Below are 20,796 nucleotides of genomic sequence, written 5' to 3'. Positions count from 1 at the left end.
TCGTTAAAATAATAACTATTTGACAACTGCCTATGTTTATGGTGTTAAGCTTGTGTTTTAGCCATGTAAAGGCTATCGGTTATCATGTAATCCACCCTTAAAAACCTCATTGTAATATGAAATCAAAAAAAAAAACAGTAGAATAATATCCTACTGTTTTTTTGTTTATAGTTTTATATCATCAACACTATCAAGCCAATTTTTAATATCGTCTATAACTGATTTAATACAACCATCATCAAATGGTGACTTTAAATTAGCAAGTTCTACCAATCCCAAGAATGATTTACTACCACCAGCCGCGCAAAGATTCATATAATCTGCCATAGCATTTTCTCTATTATCATTAGCTTTTTTAAAGAATTGAAATGCACAAACTTGAGCTAGTGTATAATCTATATAATAGAAAGGTGAACCAAAAATATGTCCTTGTTGATACCAAAAGCCCCCTCTTTCTAAATAATCATTTCCAGCGTAATCTCTATGTGGTAAATATTTCTTTTCAATTTCTCTCCAAGCTAATTTTCTTTCAGTTGGCGATGCTTCAGGATTATTATAAACAAAGTGTTGGAACTCATCAACAGTTACTCCATAAGGTAAGAATAGGAGAGCTTCACTTAAATGATTAAATTTATATTTTAATTCTTCTTCTTCAAAAAACAAATTCATCCATGGCCAAGTTAAGAACTCCATGCTCATAGAGTGAATTTCAGCAGCTTCATTAGTTGGAAAATTATACTCAGGCACTGCATAATTTCTACTGCAATAAGCTTGGAAAGCGTGTCCTGCTTCATGGGTTAACACATCTACATCACCAGACGTACCATTGAAGTTTGAGAATATAAATGGTGATTTGTACTTCCCTATAAATGTACAATAACCACCGCCAGCTTTACCTTTTTTACTCTCGAGATTCATAAGCTCATTATTAATCATGAAATTAAAAAATTCTCCAGTTTCCTTAGACAATTCTTCATACATTTTTTTACCATTGTTAACTATCCACCCAGGATTACCGTGTGGTTTTGCATTTCCACTTTTAAAACTTATTCCCTCATCATAATAATATAAATGAGCAAGGTCTAGACGTTTACATTGTCTTTCTCTTAATTTAGTAGCCATAGGAACAATAACTTCTTCAACTTGTTTTCTGTAATTTGCAACCATTTCAGCATTATAATCTGAACGAAGCATGCGATCGTATCCAAGTTGTACGAAATTTTCATATCCTAATTTTTTAGCAATTTTAGTTCTTACTTTTACTAGACCATCATAAATTTCATCTAATTTTGTTTCATTTTCAGAAAAGAAATCATATTTAGCTTCATTTGCTCTTTTTCTCATATCCCTATCAGTAGATAATCTGAAGGGTGTTAATTGAGATAGTGTTCTTTCTTCACCTTCAAACATTATTTTGGCAGAAGCAATTAATTTAGTATATTCACTAGATAACTTATTTTCCATCTGTAAATCTTCAATTATCTCTGGGGAAAAAGTTTTAATATTTAAAGTAGCCATATTAAAAAGTTGCTTGCCCCATTTTTCTTCGAGTTCAGGTCTAAATTTCGAATTAATAAGAGCTCCATAATACTTGGCAACTAGGCCTTGGTATATAGGCATGTTTTCGTCAATGAAATCCTGTTCTCCTTCATAAAAAGCATCAGTTGTGTCAATAGTATGACGTATTCCCACAAGCTCTTCCATTGACTCTAAATCACCTCTTAAGTCATTGATTTTAACCATAATTGAATTTGCATCATCAAAACTAGCACAAGTATTAAATTCAGTTAATAACTGCGTGAAGTTTACGACCAGCTCTTTCATATCCGGTCTTTTATACTGCATTTCTGTAAATTTCATAATATTCCCCTTCCTGAGTTAAAATGGTATATTTTTATAGTATTTATATTATATTCTCTAAAAACTAGTTATTTCCTTCAAAAACAAAAAAATAAATATGGAACATAAAAATTTACCAATATTATTGTAACATTAATAAAAGCTGAGTCGTCTATATTGTAACGAGAAACTATTTCCGTTTAAAGGGGGAGTATTAAATTATGAACAGAAAAAAAATATTTTCATTACTACTATGTTCAGTATTTATATTTACATCATTTTCAACCGCATTAGCAGTACAAGTACAGCCTAAACTTGAAAAAATCATGTATAAAACTGAGGTTAATCCTCAAAAGCAAGATTTAACCTATGTTACTAATGTATCGCCAGAAATCGAGAAAAAAGTTAAAATTTCTAAGCAGGAAGCGCTAGATATAGGGAGAGCTACCTTCAAAAAATATTTTAATACTAATATTGATGACTCTAAGTTTTCAGTTAGAATAAGTCTTGATAATTATAACAATGGTGGAGCCGAAGATTACATTTGGAATATATCTTGGAGCAAAAATAATGTTTTAAAAAATGTAAATTATAGCGTTTCTGTAATTGCAAATACTGGAAAAATAAAATCCATTGACAATTCAGAATATAATAGTGATGACAATAATTCTATACCAACTATTTCCTTAAAAGAGGCCAGCGAAGTTGCAGATAATTTTGTTAAAAAGATTGATGCAGACAAGTTTTCTCAAGTAACTAGAGTAGATAATAACTTTTCTCAATATTACAGAAATGGTTCAGGTTCTTATTCTTTTTCTTATATAAGGAAAGTTAATGGCGTTGAATTTACTGACAATAAAATAGAAGTAAATGTAGATGGAACTCGTGGAAACGTAACTTATTATGATATAAATTGGGATGATAAATACACATTTCAAGATGCGAAGAGTGTTATTAGCAATGAAAAAGCACAGGATATTTTGAAAAATAATATAAGCATGGACTTAAAATATGTAAATTATTATGATAGATATGACGATACTCACAAGAAAAAAGAAATTAAAGTTGTATATTCACCATCATTTAAAAAAGGAAATAGTATAGATGCTAGCAGCGGTATTTTTATGGAGGATAATTCAAATAATTCTTCTAATTTAATCCTTAAAGATTTAAATGAAAAAGAAAAAATTGATTTCTATAAAAAATATAGTGAAGTTAATGTGGCTAAGGAACCTATAAGCGAGGAAAAAGCCAAATCTACAATTAAAGAAATCATTAAAGATCTTTATGGTGATGGCTATAAATTAGATCCACTTGCTTACGATGAAAGTTCTAACTTAAATGGTAAAAACGAAAAAACTTGGTCAGTACAATTTTATAAAGATGAAAATAAAAAATATGAAGAAGGCGGTTCAATAAGAATAGATGCTTTAACCCAAGGTGTAATATCCTGCTCCAAAAATAATAAATACGAAGAAGAAAAAGATTTTAAAGCAAATTTAACTTGGGATGAAGCTTATAATAAAGCAATTAATACTCTAGCTAAATATTATCCTTCTCAAATAAAAAATATTAAAACTCAGCAAACTCATTTTGATAAGTCAAATGAACCTAAAGAAAATAACAATAAAGAAAGACAGATTTATTTTAATTTTGCGAGAACTGAAAATGGCATAGCTTATTATGAAAATAATATAAATTTAGTAGTAGATTTAAAAACTGGGGAAATAAACACTATAAATTACAGATGGGAAGATGGATTAAATTTTCCATCCTTAGATAAGAAAATCTCGGAGAAGGATGCTTTAAGTAAGTTTTCACAGAAATATAAGACAAAACTAGCCTATAATTTAGTAAATACAAGTAGTGACCTTAAGAACCCAAAACTTGAAGCAAAGCTTATATATGCTATAGATTATTATAAAGCTAGGCAAGTATTAGATGTGGATGCTTTTACTGGTAATTTCGTAAGCTATGATGGTGAAGAAGTTAATGAAAATATTCAAACCTTTATGAATGATATAAAAAATAGTAAATACGAAAAAGAATTAAGTATATTAGCATATAAAGGACTGTTAAACACAAAAGATTTTAAGTTAAATAAAGAAGTAACTCAAATAGACCTAATTAAATCACTAGTAGATGCTAAAGGTTTTAGACCTTATGTAATGGTGAGTGAATCATCAAAGGATTCGAATGTTAAAGCTAATAATTCAGCACCAGTTGAAGAATTAAAAATAAAAGGAGTCACTAAAGGCACGGAGGACTATAAATATCTTCAAATGGCAGTTTCTTATGGAATAATAGATAATGAAGAAGTTGAATTTAAGGGAGATACAAAGGTTACAAGAGAAGAAATGGCAAAAATCCTTGTAAGATTTATAAACTACCACAAAGTAGTGGAATGTGGTGATATATTTAAAGCTAATTTTAAAGATACAGACAAATTGTCTAAAGGCTATTTAGGTTACGTTGCCCTTGCCGAAGGTTTTGGCTTAGTACAACTAGACAATGGCAATTTTAACCCTAAAAACATTTCAACTATGGAAGAATTAACACTTGGTATATACAAATCACTTAACAAAATCAGATTTAATAATTATCCTATATATCGTTAATATAAGAATAACTAAACTAGGTACAACCCAATTCCTATATCCTTTCCGTAAACACAAAGAGCCAGCAGAATATTATTCTACTGGCTCTTTGTTATTTATACCCATATTTAAATGGCTTTTAATTTTTAAAATTCCCATATCATAGTGAGGGAAGAATATATTTAAAGTATAATATTTATTTTATAACCACATTTCGGACATATATCATTACTAGTATTAACATGAACATGGTATCCATCTCTTTCAATAAGCTTGTAACTGCACTTTGGGCAGTAAGTTGAGTTATCAGTGCCTGCTACATTACCTAAATATACGTAATTAAGATATTGTTTTGCTATTTCTCTATCTTTAAACATTACCTCAACCTCTGTAGCAGGATTATCCATCTTATAGTTTGGAAAATATCTTGATAAATGAAGTGGAATATCTTTATTTAATGAGGCAATAAATCCTGCAACTGCCTCAATTTCTTCAGCAGAATCATTTTCTCCATTAACTAGTAGAGTAGTTACCTCTACATGACACTGTTTGGATGCTATTTTAATAGTATCCATAACAGGTGTCACACTCCCTCCACATATATCATTATAATACTTGTTATTTAACGCTTTTAAATCAATATTCATAGCATCCACATAGGTAAGAAGTATCTTTAGAGGTTCTTCTTTAATATAGCCATTCGTAACCACCACTATATTTATATCTTTAATCATTTCTTTTAATAGTTTTGATGAATTGTATACATATTCATACCAAATAGAAGGTTCATTATATGTAAATGCTATCCCAATATTACCTTCCAGGCTTTTGCATATTTCCACTAATTTTTCTGGTGCTACATACTCGCTTTTTGCTCTCCCTTGGGAAATGGAGTAATTTTGGCAAAACCCACAGCTAAAATTGCATCCAAAACTTCCTACAGAAAGTATATTGCTTCCTGGTTTAAAATGATATAGTGGTTTTTTTTCTATGGGATCTTGGGCCATAGAAGTTATTTCTCCATAATTCATCGTATAAAGTTTTCCCTTGCTATTTACCCGTACATTACATATGCCATGATCGCCTGATGGAATATGGCAATTATGAGGGCAAAGTTTGCAATTAACTACCTCTCCTTGTTTTTCATAAAACAAAGCTTCTTTTTCCATAATTACCACTCCTATTTATGCCTTATAACCTCAAACTTTTCTATAGAATATTTTTCATTTGGAGAAATCGATGCTTTATTTAATACTATACTTATCTGCTCCGCTATAGTATTAACACCGGCAAGATCTGGTAATAGTAGTCCACTCTTTCTATCGCTTCTTACAATAATTCCGTATTTTTTAGGATCTAGTTGTTCTTTTAAAGCCGGTGTAGGCTCCGTTAAAACATCTACGGAAAACACAATATCCTCAAGCTCTCCTTCCGATACGTGACTAAACCTTGGGTCCCCTTCTCCTGCTTCAATGGCATTTCGCATTATTTCACTTGCTACACTTTCTGTTACGGGAAAAATTGTACCTATACAGCCTCTTAGCTGCCCAAATTTTTTAAGAGACACAAATACCCCTCTTTTATTATTTATCATTTCCTCTGTTACATAGTTTGGTTTATCCATAAAATTACCCTCTATTAAATAATGAGTAAGACTTTCTCTTGCAAGCCTAACATAAACATCTTCCTTATTTACTCTTTCCTCATATTTTTTTCTTTTTTCATTAGTAATTTCTGATAATATATCTCTATTACTGTTTTTAAGGTCAAATTTCATTACCGCATAACCCACTCCGAAGGTGCCTTCATAGGAAAGAAGTTCTCCCTTTATTTCATTACCTTCCATTGCTCCAAGCATTATATAATAAGACCTTAAGCCACATTCTCCAGCGTTTTCAACCATTTCTGGATTTATATTAAATACTCCTGCTACATCACCCTTTTTTAATAGACTTATTATTTCGGCATCAAACACTTCTCCATAGGGATTATAATCATAAGGTCCTTCATCTTTAAGGTGATGAGAAAGATCACCACTTCCAATAAACACAGCATTTTCATCGCTCTCCTCTATTGCCTCTTTAATGAGTTTACCAAATTTATATAACTGTATAGGACTAAGTCCCCCATAGGTAATATGAACAAGCTTAAAAGAATTATATTTATCAACAACAAAATACAGAGGAACTATGCTACCATGATCTAGTTCATATTCTCTACCGTATTTTTTAAGAAAACTTGTGCTTACTTCTACTGTTGGAATATTATTTTCGCGTGCCTTAATCATAATCTTTCCTGTCAAATCCATGTCTATTTCAAAATTCATAGAAACTTTTGAAGCTCCAAATTGCTTTAAATTTCCTGAAATAGAACTTTCAAAAGAAAGAGCTATTGCATCTGAAAACATAGTTCCATGTGGCGTGACTACTATTATTACCTCTGGTTTTAACTCTGCTATTTCCCCTCCAATGCGCGCGCAAGCATCGTATGTGTTTTTTATCTTTTTTTCCTCTCCACGTCCCACCTCTGGAATTATTATAGGTGGATGTGGCATTGTATAAAAAGCTATTATTTTACCCATCATAATCACCGCTCCTATTCACTACTTTAAGTATCATTTATATAAGTATCAAGTCGGTATACTTGTCTATTCTAGCCTGGTCTAATCTATTTTCGTGCCCTAAATATTTTACCCACTACTTAAAGATCATATCCATAAAGACTAAGGTAATGCAATTGTAAGTTAAATCCTCATTAATGGCAATTAAAAAAAGAGATACAATTGCATCTCAAATTCACCACTTTATATTAGTGCTTATTTTTTTTAGAAAGTTTAAAAAGTATATAGGCTGCAACTGGCGGTAAAAAGAACAACCATACAGGAACCCTATGGACAGACGGATCCATAACCATTTTAACACCTATCGCTGAGGTTAATCCAATAAATAATCCTACGAATAAAAACTTTGATTTACCTATCTGATTTAAGAAATTTTTCATTTCATTTTCACTTTTTTATCAGACAAAAATTCAAAAAAAGTATGGCTGATAAAATTCTCCTTTCCATATAATTAGATTATATTTATTCTAGATACCTAGCTAAAATTCATTCCTAAACTAATATTATCAACATATTTCCACTGTGTTATTCTAACTTAAATATTTTAAGCATCAAGGTAATTTAAAGATTTAACCCTTGAGAAATTCCACATTATTTTTGTTAAAAAAAATATATTATAAAACTTTGTAAACGACAGAAAACAACAGCATTCTTATTTTTATGACTTTAATTCGCTTGATTCGGCAAATTTCGAACCTTTCAAATATTCTAAATCTTCATTATAATAATCCCATTAGTTATCAATATTTTTTATTGAAAAAGGTTTTATGTAAATGGAATAGTTTAAATAAGGCCTAAGCTTAATTTAAGAGAGGGGAAAACATTATGGATATTTGGAAGAAGAAAACCCTAGGACAAATGCTTGATGCCGCCGAAAAATCTGATTTGAAAAAGAATCTTACAGCAGTTGACCTTGCAGCACTTGGAATAGGTGCAGTTGTTGGTACAGGAATTTTTGTTTCAACCGGTGTTGGTGCTCATTTAGCAGGACCTGCAGTCGTTTTGTCCTTTATTGTAGCAGCAATAGTAAGTGGTCTTTGTGCTCTTTCCTATGCTGAACTTGCTACAATGTTTCCAGTTGCAGGTAGTACTTATTCATATTCATATGTTGCTTTTGGTGAAATAGTAGCCTGGACTATAGGCTGGGATTTAATGCTTGAGTATTTAGTTTCGTCAGCCGCAGTTGCATCTGGGTGGTCAGGAACCTTCGTAGGGCTATTAAAGTCTGCAGGATTCACTTTACCCATAGCAATAACTAGAACACCCATGGCAGGTGGAATTATTGACCTGCCCGCTGTTGCAATAGTTGTGTTTGTAACCTGGATATTATTTGAAGGTATTAAAGAAAGTAAAAAGCTGAACAACCTAATCGTTTTGATAAAAGTTGGAGTAATTATTTTATTTATAATACTTGGCGTATTTCATGTTAGTGTAGCTAACTATAAGCCATTTGCTCCTTTTGGATGGAAAGGTGTTATGGCAGGGGCTTCAATTATATTCTTTGCCTTTATTGGTTTTGATGCAGTTTCAACTGCTGCAGAGGAAACTATAAATCCAAAGAGAGATGTACCTAGAGGACTTGCTATTTGCCTAGGAGTGGTTATTGTACTTTACGTTACAGTTGCAGTTGTTATAACTGGAATGGTTCCATATAAAGAAATAAGTCTGAACAATGCTGTTCCGGGCGCCTTGGAAAGGTTTGGAATTACCTGGGGAGCTGCTTTGGTTGGAACTGGTGCAGTTGTGGGTATGATTTCAACATTGATTGTAATGCTTTATGGACAGATAAGAATATTTATGGTTATGTCAAGAGACGGGCTATTGCCAAAGGTGTTCTCGCACGTACACCCAGTTCACAAAACACCTAATCGTTGTACAATAATCACTGGTTCACTAGCCGCGATGATGGCAGGATTTTTACCCTTAGATCTTATAATACAATTATGTAATATAGGTACATTATTTGCCTTCGTTCTTGTTTCTATAGGTGTTATAGTACTTAGAAAAACTATGCCAAATGTTGAAAGAAAGTTTAAATGCCCCTGGGTACCACTTATACCTATCCTTACTACGCTGACCTGTATTTATTTAATGTCAGCTCTACCTGTTATAACATGGATTTGCTTTACAATTTGGTTGGCAATTGGAATATTAATTTATTTAATGTATGGACGATACCATAGTGAACTTCAAAAATCGAAATAAAATAACAATACAAAGTTTTAAAACTAAATTAGACAAGCAGAAGTTAGTATCAATTTCCTTACAAATATAGACAAAATATTATCATATGATTTACTGTAAGAAAACCCAGTATAATTTAAAATTATACTGGGTTTTTGATGTAGTTGCCTCTCTTTAACTGGTGTTAATTCATAAATCTTATATTTATATTGCTACCGTTGCTTGCTTTAAATATTCTAGTTCTTCTCCTTCTAAATAAATAGAAAGTTTTTCAAATACAGTTTTATGATAATTATTTAGCCAAGTCTTTTCTTCAACTGTTAATAGTGAAACATCTATAGCTTCTAAGTCTATAGGGCATAGTGTTAAAGTCTCAAACTTCATAAATTGTCCACCATATAAAGTGTTTTCAATTTCCTCCACAACAACTAAGTTTTCTATTCTTATACCATGCTTTCCTGCCTTATAAACCCCTGGTTCGTTGGATACTACCATTCCTTTTTCAAGTTTAACAGTATTTGCAGCCACGGATATTCTATGTGGACCTTCATGAACATTTAAGAAGAAACCTACTCCATGTCCTGTTCCATGTTTATAATCCATACCTGCATTCCAAAGTGGAATTCTAGCTATAATATCTAAATTTGAACCTGTAGTTCCATATAAAAATCTTTGCATAGTTAAGTTAATCATCCCTCTTAATACTAAGGTGAAATCTGTTTTTTCTTCGATAGTTAAGGGACCTACAGCTAGTGTTCTTGTAATATCTGTTGTTCCATCTAAGTATTGAGCGCCTGAATCCAATAAATAAAGACTCTCTTGCACAATAGTGGCCTGTTCTTTTTGCGTAGCAGAGTAGTGAGGCATAGATGCATTTGCTTTATAAGCTGAAATAGATGCAAAGCTTAAATCATAGTAATTTTCTCCTAAACTTCTTATTGCTTCAATTTTATCTGATGCTTCTATTTCTGTAATATTACGCGTCTTTATGGTTTTCTTTAGCCAGCTAATAAATTTAACCATAGCCACACCATCACGTACCATTGCATTTCTAGTGTTCTCAATTTGAATATCATTCTTTATAGCCTTAAATCTTGTAGTTATATCCATAGCCTCTATAACTTTAATCTTTATGGCGCTATATATCCAAGTGCTAGTTCTTGCTGCGTCAAGTAATATTGCTCCCGCTTTAATTTTTCCTAAGAATTCCCCTATACTATCATAAGGCATTATTTCTACATTAGCCTTTTCAAGCTCAGCACGAGCGCCAGAATCAATTTTTCTATCATCTATAAATAGATAATATTTTTCCTCTGAAACCACAGCATAAGCTATAGTTAGTGGATTACATTTTACATCTCTTGCTCTAATGTTTAATAGCCATGCTATGTCATCAAGACCTGATATAACATAGTATTCTGCTCCCATAGTCTTCATTTCAAGAACTACCTTCGCAAGTTTTGATTCCCTTGACTCTCCTGCATAGGCTACATCATGCAAAACTACCTGACTACAAGGTCTTTGAGGTCTATCTTTCCATATTTTATCTATTAAATCTTCACTAACTTCATAGGAAAATTCACTACTTTCTAGAGATTTTTTAAGTCCTCTAAAATACTCTACTGAAATAACCTTGCCATCAAAAGCAATCTTTGCTCCCTTATTAAGGTTTTGTTTCAAAAATTCCTCAACAGTTGGAATTCCAGTCTCTCCCATTCTAAATAAGGTTACACCTGTATCTTTCAACTGACTTTCTGCTTGTATAAAATATCTTCCATCTGTCCATAAACCTGCATCCGTTAAAGTTATAATTGCAGTTCCAGCAGAACCGGTGAATCCTGTTATAAATGTTCTAGCAGTATAGTGCTCTGCTACATATTCACTTTGATGTGGATCTGAACTAGGTACTATATATGCCTCTATGCCTCTTTCTCTCATCTCATGCCTTAACTCTTCTACTCTTTCTTTTACGTTCACTACATTCACCCCATTAAATTGCAAGCTTTACTTGCAAAATTTTATACTGCAAGCGTTTACTTGCAATGTTTTTTATATTACATATATTATTATAACATGAAAAGATAGGATTATAGTATTAAGTTTTTTATTAAAACCACTCTAGCAGGAGCTCCATCCACTCCTTTAATTTTAAGTGGCAACGCACACATGAAATATTCATCCTCTTTTATTTCTTTTAGTCTAACACCTTCTATTATTGTTATCCCCTTATTAAAAAGAATCTTATGAGTTTCATGTTCTGGTTGGGCTCTCTCAATACCAAAGGAATCTATTGCTATTCCAATTATACCTTTTTCTGCTAGATACTCCGCTCCACTTTTTTCAACAAAGACAAAATTGGGTTCAAATTCTTCAGTGAATGAATTTCTAGTTTTTAGCAATAAAAATTCTCCCTGTTGAATATTTTTATCCATAAGATCCTCTTTTGTTATACCATCTACTATCTTTGTTAAGTCAATTACTCTACACTTTGTAATTAATTTATTTAAATCAATAGATTCAATGGTTTCACCCATATCATCTACATGATATGGGGCATCAATATGAGTTCCAGTATGCAAGTTCATATACATGCTGGATTCATTAATGCTATCCTTTGGAATTTTTCTTTCGAATTTAATTATAGGCCTTTTTTCCTCTATATTCTTGTACACTCCCATGTTTTTTTCAATAGTCATAGAAATATCATATATAACCATATTTACCCTCCTTAATCAGACGCAGTATTCCACCACTGTCTGCCATCATTTTCAATTAAATCTATTGCTTCCTTAGGACCCGATGTCCCTGCTGAATAATTAGGACATGTAGGTATATTATTCTCATATTGCTTTTCAATACTTTCAACAAATTGCCAAGAATATTGGAGTTCATCCCATCTAGTAAATAATGATGAGTTATTCCTAATTGCTTCAAGTATTAATCTTTCGTAAGCCTCAGGTGAATCATTTAAAGCCCTACAACTTTGACAATAATCTAGTTGAACCTTTTCCATTTTAAATTCACTACCAGGCTGTTTCGCATTTATCTGAAAGAAAAAACCCTCTTCTGGCTGAATTTTTAAAACTAAAAGATTATGAGAAATATTATCAAACTCCTTATAATAATTAATTCCAGGAAGTTTTTTAAACTGAATTACGATCTCAGTACTTTTATTATTCATCCTTTTTCCTGCTCTTATATATATGGGTACTCCACCCCATCTAAAATTATCAATATACGTCTTAAGTGCTATAAAAGTATCCGTATTTGACGCTTTGGATACTCTATTTTCTTCTCTATAAGCAATCACTTTCGCATTTTCAACTTCTCCCGCACCGTATTGGCCACGAACAATGTTTTCTTTAAAAGTCTCAGCAGTGAAAGGTCTGAGTGAGCGTAATACCTTCACTTTTTCATCCCTTATGGATTCAGGTTCAAAGTCTATTGGAGGTTCCATTGCAATCATAGTTAGCATTTGTAATATATGATTTTGAAGCATATCTTTTAATATACCAGCATTCTCATAATATGCGCCTCTACTCTCTACGCCTAAAAGTTCATTGGAGGTAATTTGAATATTATCTATATGATTTGCATTCCATAATGGTTCAAATAATGAGTTTCCAAATCTAATGGCCAATATATTTTGAATCATTTCTTTTCCCAAATAATGATCTATTCTAAATAAATCTTCTTCTGGTACAAGTTTTGATATATTATGATTTAATATCCTAGCTGTTTCAAGACTTGATCCAAAAGGCTTTTCAATCATTATTCGCTGCCAGCCAATGGCTTTTGACACCATACCATTATTTTTTAAATTTCTAATTATACCTTCAAAAAATTCTGGCGCAACAGCTAAATAATATAACCTTTTGCCACCTGTTAAATATCTTATCTCCATTTTTTCCAAAAACAAATCCAAATCCGCATAGCCTTGATTATCAGAAGTAAAATCAAAGTTTTTATAAAATATTCTCTTACTAAATTTAAGCCATAACTCATCATTTAGTGAAAATCTAGAGAATTTTTCTACAGATGAACGCATTTCTTCTCTATATTCCTCATTTGTCTTTTCACGTCTTCCTATAGCTACAATTGTAAAATTTTCGGGCAGTTTTTCTTCGTACATCAAACTAAAAATAGCTGGAATAAGTTTTCTTTTTGTCAAATCACCAGTTCCACCAAAAATTACAAATATACTAGAAAGTTCTTTATCCATATTTGTTTCCATTAAAAGTGCCCCTTCCTAATATTCTTTTCTTAACGCCGTATTTAGTAAGCTTTAATCATATGATTAATATAACATAAACTAATGAATATTAGCAAATACAAATTGTCCATTATCTTATTAATTTCAATTTTATTTAATTTATATTCTACCGTAATAAAATTCATAGGATTATTAAAAATATAATATTAGCATCTCCAATTGAGAACTTTATCTTAGTAAATTAATAATATTCCATTTTTATCATTATTGCAATTTTCTACAGATATTTTGCTGTTTTTAGCTATAATAAGGAAGATATTAGGATATCCTATTCACAAACAAAGTAATATGCTATAATTTAATGAATTTAGTAAATAAAGGAGGTCATTTCCTATGAGATTCGGTTTTATAATTTCTTTGCTTTTTGCTATTTTAGTAGCCTTATTCGGAATCCAAAATTCTTCAGTAATATCTATTAATTTCTTTTTCACAAAATTCAATATTTCCTTGGCTCTTATAATTTTTATCTCTGCAATTACAGGTGCTATAATGGTTACTTTATTAGGGCTACAAAAAGAAATCACACTAAGGCGTGGTAATAAAAGACTAACAAAAAAAGCTAAAAATTTTAAAATTGAAAATGAAACTTTTAAAAATAGAATAGAAGTCCTAGAAACTCAAATAGTAACTTTAGAAACTACAATAGCTTTAAACGCTAAAAGCAACATACTCAATGATGAAATAAATACGCAAAACATTGAAATTAAACATCTTAATACTATTTCTTCAAATAAAACTGATACTTTTATGTAAGGTAATTAAACATAATGAGCATTAGTAGCTATTTTTGTAGCCACTAATGCTCATTTAAATTCTTCCAAACAATACTACTCTTCTACAGATGATTTTTTAATTAGCACCTTGCTTATTCTTTTACTGTCACATTCCAATATGATAAAATCATAATCCTCATATAAAATTTTATCATTAACTTGTGGGTATGACTTTAACTGTGAATAAATCCAACCTCCTATGGTATCAATGTTTTCAACTTCAAAGTCTTTATCTAACAGTTCAATGATATCTTCAATAAGAACTTTTCCATCTACAAGATAATTACCATCTTCAGTTTTAATAATCTCGTTACCTTCTTCATCAAACTCATCTTGAATTTCCCCAACAATTTCTTCTAAAATATCCTGGATAGTTACTAATCCAAATGTTCCCCCGTATTCATCAATAATTATAGCCATTTGTACCTTTTGTTTCTTAAATACTTTTAATAATTCACTTATTGACAATGATTCTGGAACAAATTTAATCTCACGAATAATGTCTTCTATATTTTGATTATTACCCTGAATTTTCTGCTTATATAGATCCTTGATGTGTACAAAACCAATAATATTATCCTTATTATCCCTGCAGATTGGATATCTAGTATGCTGTTCATCTAAAGCAGATGCTATAATATCCTCAAAAGAATCCTCAATGTAAATACATGCCATATCAGTACGAGGTATCATTATTTCTTTTACGGTTTTCTCAGTAAAATCAAATATATTATCTATAAAGGTTAATTCAGTTTTATCTATTAATCCATGATTATAGCTCTCTTCAACCAATAATTTTATTTCTTCATCAGTATGCGCCGCTTCATGTTCATCTATAAGGGTCACACCAAAAGCCTTTAAAACTATACTAGTACTATGATTAAAAGCCCACATTATAGGATAAGTTACGTTAAAAAACATTATGAGTGGCAGTGCGGTGTACATCGCTATCTTTTCTGCACTTATAATTGCCAATGATTTAGGAACTAGCTCTCCTAGTACAATATGAAAGCCCGTTATAATTGAAAACCCCAAAATAAATGAAATTGAGTGTACAGCACTTTCTTGCAAATGAAACAAATTAAATATCGGAGTTAGCATATCTGCAACAGCAGGTTCTCCTATCCATCCAAGTCCTAGTGATGCTAAAGTTATTCCTAGCTGACATGCAGATAAGTATGAATTTAAATTATTAACAACCTTTGAAGTATATTTTGCATTTCTAGCTCCTTCAAGTACTAAAGTTTCTATTCTAGATTTTCTAACTTTTACCATAGCAAATTCCGTAGCAACGAAAAAACCATTCATAAATACAAGCAAAAATACAATAAGAATATTTATAAAAATAATCAATTTTGATAGCCCCTTCCAAGACAGTACATATGTTTTTTTATTATCATAACATACTTTTCTAATTTATATAATATCAGATTTAATATTGATTCATTTAATAAGGACTAGTTCAAGGGCCTTGCTAGGAAAGGTAATGGTAAAAACCACGAAACAACAAAAAGATACCAGCAGAAGTGTTTACCCTCGAAAAGAAACACTTGCTACCAGTACCTGAGTTATTTGAATATAAATGAGTCTTACTGTTATCATACAGTTTTTATTCCATTTTCTTTTTTCTATATTCAGATGCTGAATATCCCATGTGCTTTCGAAACATTCTACCAAAATGAGTTATATCGTTAAAACCCACTCTATAGGCTATTTCTGATACAGATAACATAGTATCTCTTAACATTATAGCAGCCATCTTAACTCTTAATCTAATTAAATATCCTATAACAGACATCCCAGTAGACCTAGTAAATCTATCTGTAAGTGTTGTTCTGTTAATATGAAATTCTTCTGTTAACTCTTCAATGGAAATTTTTCTTTCATAATGTGTATGCAAATATAAAATAATTTCATTAATTTCATCTGAACACTTTATCACTTCAAACTTAGTATCATTTTCCATATCAGTATATATATACTGAATCAAAAATAGAATCTCTAAAAAGAAAGATCTACTGCGACATCTCCAAAAATTATTATTTAATAATGTTAATTCCGCTTCTAAAGAATCAAATAATTTTGCTATTCGATTAGCAGTTGCAGGCCCAACTTCAAACTGTCCAAAACTCAACTCTTCCCTATAAACAAATGGTAGTAAGGAACAATAATCACGGTATTCTGATTCAGATATATCTGCCTCTAAATTATTCATTTTTTCTAAAGTTAAAATATTATTTACCAAAGTAGGACTAAAATAAATTGCTCTTGCACTTAATTTACTGCACTTATCAAGATTAATCCTATCATTGGCATTGAAGCAAAAAATTGTAGGTGCTGTAAAGACAATAGTGTTTTCATTAACACTTACAATTCCTCCCCCTTTTTCAACAAGGATTAATCTAAACATAAAATAATTTTCTGAAGAAAATGGCTCCTTAGTTTCAATATATACTGGTAGCTTTATCTCCCTGCTCTCATCAATAGTAAACAATTCCATAATTAAAAACTCCAATCATCTAGAACTCAATTACTAATTACTATATTCTAGGTTATTAGAAATTAACCTTTAACTTTGTAAATATTTTACTTATTGAAATTTAATACAACTATTTTTTTCTCCTTTGATTTTGTTATTTCTGATTTGTTAAAAGTAAAGGTGTCTGCTTTAACTACTTGCCAATTATTCATTTTCTCTATAAAGCTATCTACCTTTGATAATTTTCCAAATTCAGGAACAAGCACTTCTGTTTGATAATGCATTGGTATAACAACCTTAGGATTTAATTGACTAACAACTTTAGCAGCTACTTCCCCATCTATTGTATATAATCCTCCTACTGGAATCATTAATATATCTACTTTGCCAATACTTTCAATTTGCTCCTTTGATAATTCATGTCCTAAATCACCTAAATGACATAGGTTTACACCATCAATATTATAGTTATATACTGTATTCTCACCTCTTTGAGCTCCACCTTCAGTATCATGATATGTTTTTGTCCCTTTAATTTTTATACCATTAATTTTAAATTTGCCTCTTTCTCTTATAGCTGTAAAATTGCTTTTAATCGCGCCTAAATTATTATGATCAAAATGATCATGACTAACAGTAGCTATTTCAGCATATAATTCTGGAACCTTATATCCAATACCATCTCCAAAAGGATCTGTTACAATTCTAGTTCCTTTCCCATTAGTAATTGTAAAAGAAGCATGCCCATTCCATTTAATAGAAGAAGATTTTTTTTCTAAAGGACTATTTATGTCTCTCGCAAATGCTACCCCACTCATCATGCAAATAGTTAATATAAAGCTTAAAACGTATACATAACCTCTCTTATAATTTTTTTTCATTTTAACTCCTCCTTTACTTAAGCCCTTAGCTTTACTTTATAATTTTATTTTATCAATGATTTGCCATTTAAAACATAGAGTATCTACAATAATTATCTGCGTATTGTCAATAAATATAATAAGTTGCAACACAATGGATACATAGAAATAGAAGCAGGAATCCCTAATAATTTAGAGTCCCCTGCTTCTATTTGATATTTAATTATTAACTATCAGTTTTTTTCTTACCTTCTGTTGCTGCCTTATAAGCCTCAAGCTCTTTTGCGTAAGTCTTTGGAATTATAGTATCCCATAACTCAGCACCCTTAATACCTAAATTTGATGGTATAAATACAGGGTCAATGCCAAGCTTCTTTTGAGCTTCATAGTCCTTAAGTGTAGCGATTCCTGGCTTATATAGTAATAATATTGCAATTACATTGAACCAAGCCATGGCACCAACACCTGCCGAACCGAAGTTCCACATAATATCTGCTTGTGCTATAGCACCAACAAATACACCAGCAGCTAGTATAGCTCTAAAGCAGTTAAGAGTTATCTTATAAGCCTTAACATTTTTGCTGTCCTTAAATAGATAACCTACGTTGGAGTCTGTATAGAATGCATATGCAAAAACAGTTGTAAGAGTGAAGAAGAATAACGCTATTGCAACGAAAGCGCCACCGAATCCAGGAATAAATGAACTTACAGCTGTTTGTGTAAAGTTACCCTTGTTTATTCCAGGAACTAGTTCAGTTATAAATCCACCGCTAGCAGATATAACGTTATATGAACCTGTTACAAGGATCATTATAGCTGTTGCAGTACATACGAATAATGTGTCAACATATACTGAGAAGGCTTGAACAAGTCCTTGCTTAGCTGGGTGTGAAACCTCAGCAGCACCTGCGGCTTGAGCTCCAGTACCTTGCCCTGCTTCGTTTGAGAATATTCCTCTTTTAACACCCCATGCTACTGCGCTACCAAAAACACCACCAAACATAGCATTAGCACCGAATGCTGAGCTAAATATCAAACCGAATACATCACCTATTTTCGAGAAATTAACACCAAGAATTACTAGTGCTAATATAATGTACGCTATAGCCATAAATGGAACTACAAATTCAGCAGTTTTTGCAATTCTCTTACCACCGCCAAAAATTACCGCTACAGTTATTACTGTATAAACTATACCCCAAACCAAGGGCGATACAGGAAATGCTGTACCAGCAGCTACAACGAATGAGTTGGATTGTATACCTGGAAGCAATACTCCACAAGCAAGAATTGCAAGTATAGCAAATGCCCTACCGAAGAATTTGCTGTGTAATCCTTTTTCGATATAGTATGCAGGACCACCACGATACTCACCGTGAACCTCTTCCTTCCATACCTGAGCTAAAGATGATTCGATGAAAGCTGAACCTGCACCTAAGAATGCGATTGCCCACATCCAGAAAACCGCACCAGGGCCGCCAAAGTAAATTGCACTAGCAACACCAGTAATGTTACCAGTACCAACACGTCCGCCCAAAGCCATTGCAAAGCCTTGGAAAGAAGATACTCCAGTTTCTGAGCTTTTACCACCGATTAACTGACCAACCATGTCTTTGATTAGTCTTACTTGTGGGAATTTCATAATAACCGAAAAGAAAATACCAGCACCGATACATAGGAAAATAATTACTTTTCCCCAGAAGAAGTTGTCTAAACTACTTGATAGTTTTAATAAATCCATAATGTCCCCCTTTGTATAAATATTTTCAGGTTAAAATAACATAAACCAATATTATCACCTTTTTCGTCATATTTCAATGTTTTTTTGCAACATTATTCTTTATTTCATTCTATTATTACAATTTTCCATTAAATTTGTCATTATATTTAAATCTAATTAAAGTTTTACTTCATCAATAAATTTAGAGTGTTTCTATGTATCTAGCCTAGCTATTTAATTAACAAATTTACTATTTACCGATAATTATAATAAATAAAAAAAGAATGGTACGAATAAAACATTCAAAACCCATTCATTGTATTAACTATTGTGAATATTGTGAATAAATTCGACCCACCTGCAGTCTTCTTCTGTATAATCCCTCATTCCACTTTTATTTCGATTTACACTAGGAAACAGTCCGATTCGTTCATAATAGCGGAGTGTATCCTGTGAAAGATCAAACTTTTTACTTACTTCTGAAATTATCATATGATTTTACCGCCTTCTTAAGTATTTTCTCATTTATATCAAAAATGAATTGAATTCTTACTATTATTCTATAGGTGGTGGAGTGCATTTAGGAGAAAGGGCAGAAGATGCAGTTAAGCGAGAAGTATTTGAAGAAACGGGAATTGCATATGAAGTTGACAGATTAGCGTTTATTCATGAGAATTTTTTTGATGGCTTGAAGAGCCATGAAATTGCATTTTATTTTCTAATGAAATCAAGAGGTACAAAAGAGTTGGATAGCAACAGCTATTCACAAGGTGTACGTGAATATATGCATTGGTTGCCAATCGATAAGTTAAAAGATTATGTTGCATATCCAAGCTTTTTTTTGCAGATAAGCTACTTAATTCGAGGGATAATGTTGAGCATATTGTCACTTGCGAATAATGGTAAGTCAAAAAGTGTAAAACTTGATAGGCGTAGGGCATATCAGCGATATCTGAAGACATTTCTCAGTTAAAGAGTTATGTCAAACTTATTTTATGGCGAAGTAAAGATTATTTATATTTTATTGGAAATAGATAATGAACGCAATCTTGAACAATTAACAAATACCCTACTACATGATGGTTGGATATTGATGTCATCGCAAAAAAATCCATGTATGCACATGGCATTTAATAAAGGATATACAAAAGAAGGCTTTAAAGAGATATTTTATCACAAAGTCTGGAAAACTACTAATAACTAATCACTATAGTGGGATTAATAAATAATGCAGGGAAATATCCTGCCTTTTTTTCATTCTTTATAAAATTGTTGTATTACAAACATATTTCATTGTAGCATTCAAAAATATCAAAAAAAAGTAAGATTTCTCCTTATCCAATTAATCCCAAAACAATTTCCACGTTCTTTTTTTTCAATATATGGAATATATTTAATGAGATGTTTGCTATTTTTTTAAAAATGTTAAACAACTTAAAGAGTGGAATAGA

The 20,796-nt window shown here is 31.4% G+C and carries 15 protein-coding genes and 2 pseudogenes; 5 read left to right on the top strand and 12 right to left on the bottom strand.

Going from position 1 to position 20,796, the window contains the following annotated elements:
• Window positions 1-165: 165 nt before the first annotated feature.
• The gene (locus G9F70_RS08560; protein ID WP_164944911.1) at window positions 166-1,860 is read right to left on the bottom strand and encodes a M3 family oligoendopeptidase; all 1,695 of its coding nucleotides are present in this window, start codon (window positions 1,858-1,860) and stop codon (window positions 166-168) included.
• Window positions 1,861-2,060: 200 nt separating this feature from the next.
• Between G9F70_RS08560 and G9F70_RS08555 the strand changes: the two genes are divergently transcribed.
• The gene (locus G9F70_RS08555; protein WP_164944912.1) at window positions 2,061-4,457 is read left to right on the top strand and encodes a YcdB/YcdC domain-containing protein; all 2,397 of its coding nucleotides are present in this window, start codon (window positions 2,061-2,063) and stop codon (window positions 4,455-4,457) included.
• Window positions 4,458-4,618: 161 nt separating this feature from the next.
• Here G9F70_RS08555 and amrS read toward each other — a convergent pair whose 3' ends face one another.
• The 3 genes from amrS to G9F70_RS08540 all read right to left on the bottom strand — a co-directional run bounded on the left by amrS (window position 4,619) and on the right by G9F70_RS08540 (window position 7,436).
• Window positions 4,619-5,605: an AmmeMemoRadiSam system radical SAM enzyme gene (gene amrS, locus G9F70_RS08550; RefSeq protein ID WP_164944913.1), complete on the bottom strand. Its 987-nt coding sequence runs from the start codon at window positions 5,603-5,605 to the stop codon at window positions 4,619-4,621.
• Window positions 5,606-5,616: 11 nt separating this feature from the next.
• The gene (amrA, locus tag G9F70_RS08545; RefSeq protein ID WP_164945001.1) at window positions 5,617-7,017 is read right to left on the bottom strand and encodes an AmmeMemoRadiSam system protein A; all 1,401 of its coding nucleotides are present in this window, start codon (window positions 7,015-7,017) and stop codon (window positions 5,617-5,619) included.
• A 227-nt stretch (window positions 7,018-7,244) separates the two neighbouring features.
• A complete protein-coding gene (locus tag G9F70_RS08540; RefSeq protein ID WP_164944914.1) occupies window positions 7,245-7,436 on the bottom strand; it encodes a hypothetical protein in 192 nt (63 codons plus the stop codon).
• 445 nt (window positions 7,437-7,881) lie between these two features.
• Between G9F70_RS08540 and G9F70_RS08535 the strand changes: the two genes are divergently transcribed.
• Entirely contained in the window at window positions 7,882-9,261 is a 1,380-nt protein-coding gene (locus G9F70_RS08535) for an amino acid permease (RefSeq protein ID WP_164944915.1), read from the top strand.
• Between the two features lie 183 nt (window positions 9,262-9,444).
• Here G9F70_RS08535 and G9F70_RS08530 read toward each other — a convergent pair whose 3' ends face one another.
• The 3 genes from G9F70_RS08530 to zwf form a co-directional block, all read right to left on the bottom strand.
• On the bottom strand, window positions 9,445-11,217 hold the full coding sequence (locus tag G9F70_RS08530; protein ID WP_164944916.1) for an aminopeptidase P family protein: 1,773 nt from the start codon (window positions 11,215-11,217) through the stop codon (window positions 9,445-9,447).
• Window positions 11,218-11,327: 110 nt separating this feature from the next.
• Window positions 11,328-11,957, bottom strand: a complete 630-nt coding sequence (locus G9F70_RS08525) for a cyclase family protein (RefSeq protein WP_164944917.1) — start codon at window positions 11,955-11,957, stop codon at window positions 11,328-11,330.
• A gap of 11 nt (window positions 11,958-11,968) precedes the next feature.
• Complete coding sequence (zwf, locus tag G9F70_RS08520) at window positions 11,969-13,474, bottom strand: glucose-6-phosphate dehydrogenase (RefSeq protein ID WP_202882622.1); 1,506 nt, start codon at window positions 13,472-13,474, stop codon at window positions 11,969-11,971.
• Between the two features lie 372 nt (window positions 13,475-13,846).
• Between zwf and G9F70_RS08515 the strand changes: the two genes are divergently transcribed.
• On the top strand, window positions 13,847-14,266 hold the full coding sequence (locus G9F70_RS08515) for a lipopolysaccharide assembly LapA domain-containing protein (RefSeq protein ID WP_164944918.1): 420 nt from the start codon (window positions 13,847-13,849) through the stop codon (window positions 14,264-14,266).
• 74 nt (window positions 14,267-14,340) lie between these two features.
• On the opposite strand, the gene G9F70_RS08510 is transcribed toward G9F70_RS08515, so the two are convergent.
• The 5 genes and pseudogenes from G9F70_RS08510 to G9F70_RS08490 all read right to left on the bottom strand — a co-directional run.
• The gene (locus tag G9F70_RS08510) at window positions 14,341-15,639 is read right to left on the bottom strand and encodes a hemolysin family protein (RefSeq protein ID WP_164944919.1); all 1,299 of its coding nucleotides are present in this window, start codon (window positions 15,637-15,639) and stop codon (window positions 14,341-14,343) included.
• 256 nt (window positions 15,640-15,895) lie between these two features.
• The gene (locus G9F70_RS08505; protein ID WP_164944920.1) at window positions 15,896-16,786 is read right to left on the bottom strand and encodes an AraC family transcriptional regulator; all 891 of its coding nucleotides are present in this window, start codon (window positions 16,784-16,786) and stop codon (window positions 15,896-15,898) included.
• Between the two features lie 86 nt (window positions 16,787-16,872).
• Window positions 16,873-17,646 carry an MBL fold metallo-hydrolase gene (locus G9F70_RS08500; protein ID WP_164944921.1) on the bottom strand — a complete coding sequence of 258 codons (774 nt, stop codon included), beginning with the start codon at window positions 17,644-17,646 and terminating at the stop codon, window positions 16,873-16,875.
• A gap of 205 nt (window positions 17,647-17,851) precedes the next feature.
• A complete protein-coding gene (locus tag G9F70_RS08495; RefSeq protein ID WP_164944922.1) occupies window positions 17,852-19,366 on the bottom strand; it encodes an alanine/glycine:cation symporter family protein in 1,515 nt (504 codons plus the stop codon).
• A gap of 321 nt (window positions 19,367-19,687) precedes the next feature.
• Window positions 19,688-19,837 (bottom strand): annotated as a pseudogene (locus G9F70_RS08490) (MerR family DNA-binding transcriptional regulator); the annotation flags it as partial.
• A 28-nt stretch (window positions 19,838-19,865) separates the two neighbouring features.
• Between G9F70_RS08490 and G9F70_RS08485 the strand changes: the two are divergent.
• Together G9F70_RS08485 and G9F70_RS08480 are read left to right on the top strand one after the other, a co-directional pair.
• A pseudogene (locus tag G9F70_RS08485) lies at window positions 19,866-20,245 on the top strand (NUDIX hydrolase); the annotation flags it as partial.
• 79 nt (window positions 20,246-20,324) lie between these two features.
• Complete coding sequence (locus G9F70_RS08480; RefSeq protein ID WP_224617475.1) at window positions 20,325-20,549, top strand: hypothetical protein; 225 nt, start codon at window positions 20,325-20,327, stop codon at window positions 20,547-20,549.
• Window positions 20,550-20,796 lie beyond the last annotated feature (247 nt).

The sequence above is a fragment of the Clostridium sp. FP1 genome (genome assembly GCF_011065975.2).
Taxonomy (GTDB): Bacteria; Bacillota; Clostridia; order Clostridiales; family Clostridiaceae; genus Clostridium_AD; species Clostridium_AD tagluense.
The sequence above is the reverse complement of the archived record's forward strand: the minus strand, read 5'-3'. Positions and strand labels throughout refer to the sequence as shown.

Excerpts from the sequence above, each read along its gene's own strand:
- G9F70_RS08540 (WP_164944914.1), bottom strand. The coding sequence starts at position 7,436 with ATGAAAAATTTCTTAAATCAGATAGGTAAATCAAAGTTTTTATTCGTA.
- G9F70_RS08525 (WP_164944917.1), bottom strand. The coding sequence starts at position 11,957 with ATGGTTATATATGATATTTCTATGACTATTGAAAAAAACATGGGAGTG.
- G9F70_RS08500 (WP_164944921.1), bottom strand. The coding sequence starts at position 17,646 with ATGAAAAAAAATTATAAGAGAGGTTATGTATACGTTTTAAGCTTTATA.
- amrS (WP_164944913.1), bottom strand. The coding sequence starts at position 5,605 with ATGGAAAAAGAAGCTTTGTTTTATGAAAAACAAGGAGAGGTAGTTAAT.
- G9F70_RS08555 (WP_164944912.1), top strand. The coding sequence starts at position 2,061 with ATGAACAGAAAAAAAATATTTTCATTACTACTATGTTCAGTATTTATA.
- zwf (WP_202882622.1), bottom strand. The coding sequence starts at position 13,474 with ATGGAAACAAATATGGATAAAGAACTTTCTAGTATATTTGTAATTTTT.
- G9F70_RS08505 (WP_164944920.1), bottom strand. The coding sequence starts at position 16,786 with ATGGAATTGTTTACTATTGATGAGAGCAGGGAGATAAAGCTACCAGTA.
- G9F70_RS08495 (WP_164944922.1), bottom strand. The coding sequence starts at position 19,366 with ATGGATTTATTAAAACTATCAAGTAGTTTAGACAACTTCTTCTGGGGA.
- amrA (WP_164945001.1), bottom strand. The coding sequence starts at position 7,017 with ATGGGTAAAATAATAGCTTTTTATACAATGCCACATCCACCTATAATA.
- G9F70_RS08560 (WP_164944911.1), bottom strand. The coding sequence starts at position 1,860 with ATGAAATTTACAGAAATGCAGTATAAAAGACCGGATATGAAAGAGCTG.
- G9F70_RS08480 (WP_224617475.1), top strand. The coding sequence starts at position 20,325 with ATGTCAAACTTATTTTATGGCGAAGTAAAGATTATTTATATTTTATTG.
- G9F70_RS08515 (WP_164944918.1), top strand. The coding sequence starts at position 13,847 with ATGAGATTCGGTTTTATAATTTCTTTGCTTTTTGCTATTTTAGTAGCC.
- G9F70_RS08535 (WP_164944915.1), top strand. The coding sequence starts at position 7,882 with ATGGATATTTGGAAGAAGAAAACCCTAGGACAAATGCTTGATGCCGCC.